General features: G+C 67.8%; 2 protein-coding genes and 1 pseudogene. 1 reads left to right on the forward strand and 2 read right to left on the reverse strand.

The genetic code is table 11. The features are described from left to right. The first annotated feature begins 188 nt into the window (after window positions 1-188). Entirely contained in the window at window positions 189-350 is a 162-nt protein-coding gene (locus WAW17_RS17145) for a hypothetical protein (protein ID WP_422334140.1), read from the forward strand. Between the two features lie 303 nt (window positions 351-653). Here the strand turns inward: WAW17_RS17145 and WAW17_RS17150 are convergent, their stop codons facing one another. Further along, complete coding sequence (locus WAW17_RS17150) at window positions 654-1,298, reverse strand: RES family NAD+ phosphorylase (RefSeq protein WP_422334139.1); 645 nt, start codon at window positions 1,296-1,298, stop codon at window positions 654-656. Beyond that, a pseudogene (locus tag WAW17_RS17155) lies at window positions 1,299-1,632 on the reverse strand (hypothetical protein); the annotation flags it as partial.

Below are 1,632 nucleotides of genomic sequence, written 5' to 3' on the forward strand. Positions count from 1 at the left end.
GTCTATCCGCCCGCCGTGGTGCACTCAGATGCCATCAAGATCCCCCGCGCCCGCGGCGGTTGCGTCCATGAAGATGGTGTACGAACCGGAGCTCAATGAGCTGACCGGCGTGTCGTAACCGAACGAAAGACGGTCACCGCGTGATTCTTCGAGAGAGCTACCAACTCGACTCGACGAAAGAGCACACGATGACCACTTCCCACGATATCGACCTGCGCCAGCTTGTCGAAGACCGACTCACCGGTGCCAGCTCCGACCTGCTGCGCGAAGAGCCGTCGTCATCGCGCAGGATCCATACCGTCCCGCCGCGCGGTGACTCGGTGCACGGCCGCCCGAACGGCGGTGAGTGACCGTTGAGCTCGTCGAGAGCCGGGTCTACGGCAGTGGTCGGGATACGGAAGTCCTTGCCCACCGAGGCACGGCGGTCGCCGATCGCGATCTACGGCCAGCGCCGGTTGGATCAGCGCCATGGTCTCGACGTCGATGCAGGCCCCACCGGTGAAACGATCGAACACGCCCTCGGCGACATCGGAATCCCGCAGCGCCGGCGGATTGATGGATGTGAACTCTGTGGAGGCGTTGGTGGCCGGCGAGGGGCTTCGCGGCAACGAACGAGACGGCCGGCCGGCGAGTAAATCGCGATTGTGTCGCAGTCAGGTGATGGTGTAGCCGAGCTGATGGGCCGCACTGTCGATCGGGCCGGACAAACCGGGATGCGATAACGGCAGCGACAACGCCGGCAGCGCCGGAAACGCGTCCGTGGCCCGTTCGACGACGGCAACACACACACTGCCGGCGAACCGGCCGCGGTAGATGATCCCATCGAGGTCCTCGTAGGCCCGGTGAATGGTGCGGGCCCAGTGCTGGGTTCGGCCGTGCGCAGCGGAGTCGAGGGCATGGTTGCCGCCGACACGGGTCGCCCACGTGCCGTCGCCGATGCCGGACACATCCAGCAGTCTCAGTGGCCGGCGGCATCGCAGTCCGGTCAGGTACGGGTCCCCGCGACGGCGGTCGATGACACGGGCGCTCTGGAACGCTTCGGCCAGGGCGCCGCGTGGGCTGGATGCGCCGTACCAGATGCCGTAGTCGGCATGCTCGGCCCGCGGGAGCGGATGATGGTCGAACCGCAGGATCGGCCCGAATGTGCGCATCGCATTCCACGGCAGGACGTGCGCGCCGGTGGTGCGATGCACCCGCCACACCACCTCGGTCGGCTGCCAGTCGATCACTTCCTCGGGGCGCAGGCCTGCGTCGCGGAGGACGGAGATGGTCGGCGGCTCAGGCAGCATCGACCCCATCTACGCCGATTCCCATTCGGCGGCGGTGATCACGTCGGTGACCTGTTCGATGTCGGCGGCGGTTCCCGCGCTGCCGGTCAGCCACGCCGCGATCGACACCGGCTGCCCATCGACGGTCAGCGACGGCTGCGGGCGGGTGAGCAATGCCTGCACGGTCAGCGGGTGCAGATCCTTCGCCAACAACGGCACCACCTTGTCGAGGTGCGGCACCGCCCCGGTGTCGGTGAACTGGGCGGGCGGCAGCAACCGGTTACGGCCCGACGCAAACGCCCACAAGGTGCCCTCGCCGAGGCGTTGCCGGATCCGGGCCGCGGTCACCCCGAGACGGTCCGCG

The organism is Rhodococcus sp. (in: high G+C Gram-positive bacteria) (assembly GCF_049286785.1).
Lineage (GTDB): Bacteria > Actinomycetota > Actinomycetes > Mycobacteriales > Mycobacteriaceae > Rhodococcus_F.

Coding starts and splice junctions, on each gene's coding strand:
- WAW17_RS17145 (WP_422334140.1), top strand. CDS start 189: ATGACCACTTCCCACGATATCGACCTGCGCCAGCTTGTCGAAGACCGA.
- WAW17_RS17150 (WP_422334139.1), bottom strand. CDS start 1,298: ATGGGGTCGATGCTGCCTGAGCCGCCGACCATCTCCGTCCTCCGCGAC.